This is a genomic window from Paenibacillus sp. OT2-17, assembly GCF_009827695.1.
Taxonomy (GTDB): Bacteria; Bacillota; Bacilli; order Paenibacillales; family Paenibacillaceae; genus Paenibacillus; species Paenibacillus polymyxa_B.
In genome coordinates, this window is sequence record NZ_WUDQ01000193.1 from 1 (window position 1) to 6,280 (window position 6,280).

Genomic DNA, 6,280 nt, shown 5'->3' on the forward strand with positions numbered 1-6,280 from the left:
CTCATCCAAACCCCTCCAGATCGTCTATGGATAATAGTTCACGCTGCAGATCACAGAACGTGATGATATATATATCTATATATCGGTAGAAAGCGCTTAAATTTATAAGTAAAATAACGGTACTGCAAAAATAAGAATATTATAGTAGGCAACTTCATATTTGGATTTGCTATGTAACTCAAAATTTTAGATATTCATGGGCTTAAAGAATTTGCTAAACTAGAAGAGGAGTCCTTACACGAAGTGGGGCACATATAAAAAACGAACGCTGAATGATGGGAGAGAAAGTATTGTGACAAACATACAAAATAAAAAACAAGTATATATAATCCACGGATACACAGCTTCGCCAGCCGATCATTGGTTCCCTTGGTTACAAGACAAATTACAGGAAGATGGAGTATCGGTAGGTATACTGGAGATGCCCAACTCGCAATCCCCCAAACTTAATGAGTGGATCGAGCATCTATTACAAAATATTAAAGTTCTACATAAAGACACCTATTTTATTGGTCATAGCTTGGGATGTGTATCCATATTAAGATACCTACAGCAAGTAAGTATCCCAGAACCACTTGGTGGTCTCGTTTTCGTTTCCGGTTTTACTGATCCAGTGCCGAGTCTACCGTCATTAGATGAATTTACAAATGGCCATTTGGATTATCAGCAAATCATGGATTCGCTAAAAGCGCGTTCAGTTATCGCTTCAAAGGATGACACAATTGTGCCCTTTGCACTCAGTAAGAAACTAGCTGAAGACATCCAAGCCGATTTCCATGAAGTAGACCATGGAGGACACTTTTTACAAAGTGACGGTTTTACCACCTTACCGATGGTACATCAAGTGTTAATTGAAATGATGAATGCAAATAAGTAGCATGACAGGCTTAGTTTGAAAACTTACATAACCCGCAAAATGGAACCGGCGAAGGGTTCATTATTGCGGGTTCAATACATCAATACAATGCCCATTTTTCCGTACACAGCTCTATAAATGAATGGGCAACCTGTTCACATTCGTCATATCCCAGACTACCAGAATGAGCAAAAAGAACGGGATACTCATTGTTTCTTTTTTCCTCTCTCATATCAAACATATAGTGGTTTCCGCACCCATCCATCGCAAACGACACAGCACCCGGCATATATTCCGGCAACTCGTAGGCGAGGTTCATTTCTCTCAAATCTTCGGTATTGAAAAACTGAAAATAACGTTCTCCATTTTGAAACTCCCCACCATTAGAATATTTCAAAAACTCCATATAGCTGTCAGGAAATTGTCCTTGGGGCAGATGCCAGCCCACAGGATCTAAAGGTTTATATTGATCATAGAAAGGAGACGACTTTGGAAAAGGGTTCACTTGTCTTTGCTTGATTTCGTGAATCTCTTGCTCGGATAGCTTTATGTTCCATGTTTTCAAAAAATTCGCGATTTGTTCATCAGTTGCTTCCTGACTTATTACAAACGGTTGTTCAAATTGAATACTCCACATATGTGCCAACCTCCATGCCTTGATGCCTCTAAGAGTTGTTGTTTATACCACAAAAGCTATTCCTTATCCAATGCCACCTGCCATGCATTTGTAATGTCTATAGGCGACTTGCTGCTGGTCTCCCCTCCACCTTCTTGGGTCCATAGCGGCGGATAATATGCAAATACCTCTCCCGGCTGAAGTTGCTCCATATCCTTCTGCCAACCGTTCCAGCGGAATGTCTGGTAGAACAAGCCCAAATCTCCCTCAGCCAACCAGCTCAAGAAACCGGAATAGGCCAGCTCAGTGGATTCCCATTCCAATGCATCTGGTGCAAAATAGTAGATATGACCGCTACGTCCGAATTTCCCTATATCCAATCCAAAAAATCCACCTGCTGCATCATAGGCCACCATTAGCATCCCCTCAAGCGCAGGAACACTTTCCGGTTCTTGAAGCCCGTTCCATGAGGTCAAGCTACCGAAAATTCCAGAGCCACCCGCACCCAGCAAGGTGATCCAACCGTAATCGAACACGATTCCTCCTGTCTCATAGGCAACTGTTCCCAAATACGATTTCGTACTCACCTGCAAACGGTACAGCGTGTTCCCCGTAGCGGATTCCGATTCGGCCGATACAATGTGATGTGAATTCCGGCCTTCTTTCAGAATATTTCTGACCTCTTCCCATGCATGGTTATCCTTATCCACCAGTTCTTCAACCGTTAAAGTATGCATGTTCATTCCCCTTCCCGCGTATTCCAAAATTCACTTTCAACCTGCGAACTGATTTTTGAAAACCTGCGTTTGATCTAAAATCACCCACTGATTCACTTCGTCGTATCCTTTTACAATGGCCGTGACCTCATGCTTCGGATACATCCACTCGGATGGTGTCTTTTCCTCATATGTACGAGTGTCTGACAATCCGACCGCATGATGCTGGAAAATATGAATAAGCGTACCGTGTGGGAAAAATACTTCAATATAACCCTTTACCTTAGTTCCAACGGGCAGTGCATTTTTGATTTGATGCCATTCCTGGTTCAAGGTGTGAAGATAATTGGACCATACTTCTTCAAACTCTTTTTTTGTAATTTGCGTATAATAGGGCTCCGTGTCATCAATCGCTTTCTCAGCTAATAAGAAATGATACTGTTCGTGCTTGCGATTAGAGGCGATATACGTGCCGTCATCCTGGATGACAATTTGTCGATAGGCTATTCCATCCGAATCTATTTCAAAATACCAGGTTCCCATGCCTGGTTCCGGACAATCTTTAAGATATTTCATAGGCCCCTCCTATTAAAAATTCAATTCGTTTGTATCACTTTTCCCGCCATAGGTTCTTGCCAAATATGCGAGATATTCCGAACGCGTCAGTCCTCCCGTTTGACGGTTGAACTCATCATACGAAATGTCTTCCGGGAATCCGAATTCGGCCAGTGCTTTTCGACGTTCATCCTGATGTAACGGATTATCCAGCGTTTTGTGCCACTCCCGCTCTTCCCAGGAGCCAAAACAGTCGGCAACGATACCTGAATAAGCACCGTTATTTGAAAATTTTCGCGAGGACTTGAACACGGTCTCCCCTTCCGGTTTGGAAACCGTGCCCGTTCCCCAGGACAGACTATATGTTTTTTCTTTTCTACTATCCGTACTACAGCCATAGCCGATGGGGAACACAATATCCTCTTCCACTAACAGCTTATGCCCTACTCGCTCATAGGCACCCCGCATAAAGGAATCATCCATAACAATCCAGGTCGTTTCGGATAATGGGGCGGATGTGATAGATTCCAAAGCTGTTGAACGGTCACGACTCGTAAACAAATATGGACGTACGAATAAAGGCATGGTCATGACACTGTTCCAAATGCTCTCCTCTGCAAACAACTGATCCTTTTGCATTTGGCGCAAATCTCCAACGACCAGCACATATCCATCTGTGAAAAGGTCTATTTCCACGCGGAAGATGTCTCCTGGGACCGTTTTATAACGCTGGTTTTTCATATGCTTCAACCGGTGCAGCTTACGATCGTAATCCTTGGGCACAAGTGACGGATATTGCTGAAGCCAATCGATGATCTCTTCTTTACTATGTAAATGCTCACATCCCGTAATAGGGAGTTTCACACCCGTTTTGCTATTCACAGCAGTAACATAACTAAGAGGACGATCCCTTCGAATGCCTGCTGAAAAGGTCACGCCTTCTGCCTTGATGCTCGAAACACTTGTGTAATTCAGCTTTTTCTCTTTGCCACGAGCCGTTTTAGGCAAAACAAATGCCCGGTCACGCGTAAAAATCTCTACATCGGTTTCTCCATAAGTATCCTCAGTGGAAGAAATTCGCTTGCGAATAACGTCTCCATCCACACAAATAAAGTATCCTTCTTTAATTTCTACCACATCCCAATGCTCTTCCAGCGCCTCCAGCCCGAAGTACGGCCGTAATGCGTTCGTTAGCCAACTATTCATCTGTTCCTCCAGTTTCGAGTACATTTCAATGCACCCAGGCTCAATTTTCCCAAAGATTATAACATAACGCAGCATGTAGCTCGTTTATTCCTACACTGTTCCAGCTTGGACCAACTCTTCCTGAATCCAGCTATTGCTGGTGGAAAGCTGGCGCAAGTCGGCAGAGATCTGTTTGACCTGCTCTTGCAATACGTGTGACTGATCCGTTCCTTCCAGAAAGCGACTCAAAAAATGAAGAAATACGTCTACCTTCCTAAGCAGCATCAATATAGGCACAGCATCAATCTCGGTGTGGCTTAAATGAACCTGGCGGCTGAAGCCCCGGCAAAAATCCCGAACTGCTGTCGTCTCCTCTGGTTGTCCCAAAAATCCTGATAAGATGACCGCCGGCTCCATGACCCGAACGTCTAGCGTACAAAATTCGAAATCAAGCAGTGCGGTTACTAGACTATGATCAGAATCCTTTACTAACAAATTGGAAGCGTTCAAGTCTCCATGTACAAGCTGATGCGGCAACCCTTCCAATGCATGAAGCGAATCTGTAATCTCTTCATAAGCTTCCCCTATTAATCGCAGTTCTTCATGCAAATCCTTTAGAGGCTCAGGCGGATGTAAACAAAAGCCCTGAACCGTTTCCCGGTTACACAACGGATAGGATTGCTGCAAAGCATAATACGGTCGATAGACTGGAGTCATATCAAGATTGAATGTCGCAAGCACAGCCGATAATTCCCCCGTAGTCTCGCCCAAAGAATAGGCAAAGCTTGAATCCTGCTCCAGGGGTGATATGCCTTCTATGTATTCGAACAGACACACATATTTACCGCTTTCCGTCTCCAGTTGAGCAAGCGTCTCTCCCGTGACCGTCGGAATAGGCGTGGGTGTCCTGAACGATAGTGAATGCTTACTCAGCTCCTGCAAAACTGCATGCTCAAATTCAATTTTGTCCCGATCCTTGTGTGTATCGTAGACGCGCAGCACTCCGTTTCGCCCACCACTCTTAACAAAATACGTCGTATTATTCCAACCCCCGGTTCGTTTCTGCAGCGTTCCGTTCCACTCCGGCCAGTGACGTCTTAGTATTGCTTCCAAGGATGTATCCTCCCTTATAAACACCAGCTTATGAATTTGCAGATATTATAACAAATATAGACGCCCATTAGAATTGGACGTCCTTGTAATCCTTCATTACCTCAACTGTTTGTTTCGGATATTTTGCGGGGTGGCACCATACGCTGTTTTAAACTTTTTATAGAAAAAACTCATGCTGTTATATCCCACCTGCTTAAATATCATTTCGAACGGCAGATTGGTATTCACTACCAAAGAATAGGCTGCATTGAGTTTAATGTTGGCAATAAGCTGAGTGTAAGTAAGACCGGTTACTTTTTTTAACTTATTACTTAAATACGTACTATTGTAATTAAAATGGTTAGATAATTGCTGTAGGCTTAAATGCTGATAGTGCTCTTCCATGTAATTCAGAATAGAGGTAATATTATTCTCCTTCTGGTTTAAGTGAATATTATGCTCGCTTTCCAATACACGGACCAATTCTCCAAATACAATTTGCAAATAAGCCTTCACCAATTCCATCGAATCCTCTTGCCTGGAATAATATTCGATTAAGATTCTACGCAATATATATTGAAGGTTCTCATTGTGCTGTGACTCAAAAATAATAAAGTGATTATGGTGCTGATGCTGGAGGACAGAGTTGGCTAGAAATTCGCCAATCAGGCTTTTTTTCTTAGATAGCCGCTGCAGAAATAGGGATGAAATCGTTTCTCTTTGCAGCAGGATATTAATCAGTATATCGTCTTCTCCCAAAGGAGCGATGCTGTGCGGCACATCCTTATCCAGGACACATACTTGGCCTTCACAAAGCTGAATTTCTTTGCCTGCTATGATTTGGTTGCACTTACCTGAGTAAACATAGTTTAATTCAATAAATTCATGCATGTGTTCCAGCATCGGAGCAAATCTATTGTGCTTGCTAATATAAATATCATGTTCTCCAAAGAAAAATAAAGCGGGCATACGGTATATATTCTGATTTATATCAAAAAAACGCTCATTCTCCGATTCTTTGGAGAGATCATTAATCACCTGATTGTTTTGCTGTTGTAAAAGTTCAATTTCCGTTTTGTTTCTCAGCAACTGATCCAACTCATGAAGGTTCATAAACACTGACTCCTCCTTCAGACTCCCCATTAACTGTGGACTGCCGCTTGAGTTTTGCTTCCCTTTCCTCTAATAGCGATTCCCAGACAAAGGAGTGCCGCAATCGTAAATACAATCGCAGAAACAAGGAAGGAAAATGAAGCCGTT

General features: G+C 42.9%; 7 protein-coding genes. 1 reads left to right on the forward strand and 6 read right to left on the reverse strand.

All coding sequences use genetic code 11. The features are described 5' to 3' along the window. Positions 1 to 292: 292 nt before the first annotated feature. Positions 293 to 877 (forward strand): RBBP9/YdeN family alpha/beta hydrolase, encoded by a 585-nt coding sequence (locus GRP75_RS16950; protein ID WP_061829653.1) that lies wholly within the window; start codon positions 293 to 295, stop codon positions 875 to 877. Between the two features lie 79 nt (positions 878 to 956). Here GRP75_RS16950 and GRP75_RS16955 read toward each other — a convergent pair whose 3' ends face one another. The 6 genes from GRP75_RS16955 to GRP75_RS16980 form a co-directional block, all read right to left on the reverse strand. Then, entirely contained in the window at positions 957 to 1,493 is a 537-nt protein-coding gene (locus GRP75_RS16955; RefSeq protein ID WP_023989666.1) for an SMI1/KNR4 family protein, read from the reverse strand. Between the two features lie 56 nt (positions 1,494 to 1,549). After that, positions 1,550 to 2,209, reverse strand: coding sequence for a DUF2625 domain-containing protein (locus GRP75_RS16960; protein ID WP_160789870.1), 660 nt, complete (start codon positions 2,207 to 2,209; stop codon positions 1,550 to 1,552). Between the two features lie 36 nt (positions 2,210 to 2,245). Then, on the reverse strand, positions 2,246 to 2,764 hold the full coding sequence (locus GRP75_RS16965; RefSeq protein ID WP_160789871.1) for a hypothetical protein: 519 nt from the start codon (positions 2,762 to 2,764) through the stop codon (positions 2,246 to 2,248). A 12-nt stretch (positions 2,765 to 2,776) separates the two neighbouring features. After that, positions 2,777 to 3,949: an immunity 26/phosphotriesterase HocA family protein gene (locus GRP75_RS16970; protein WP_160789872.1), complete on the reverse strand. Its 1,173-nt coding sequence runs from the start codon at positions 3,947 to 3,949 to the stop codon at positions 2,777 to 2,779. 90 nt (positions 3,950 to 4,039) lie between these two features. Further along, complete coding sequence (locus GRP75_RS16975) at positions 4,040 to 5,041, reverse strand: phosphotransferase enzyme family protein (RefSeq protein ID WP_160789873.1); 1,002 nt, start codon at positions 5,039 to 5,041, stop codon at positions 4,040 to 4,042. Between the two features lie 96 nt (positions 5,042 to 5,137). Then, a complete protein-coding gene (locus GRP75_RS16980) occupies positions 5,138 to 6,133 on the reverse strand; it encodes an AraC family transcriptional regulator (protein WP_160789874.1) in 996 nt (331 codons plus the stop codon). Between the last annotated feature and the right edge of the window lie 147 nt (positions 6,134 to 6,280).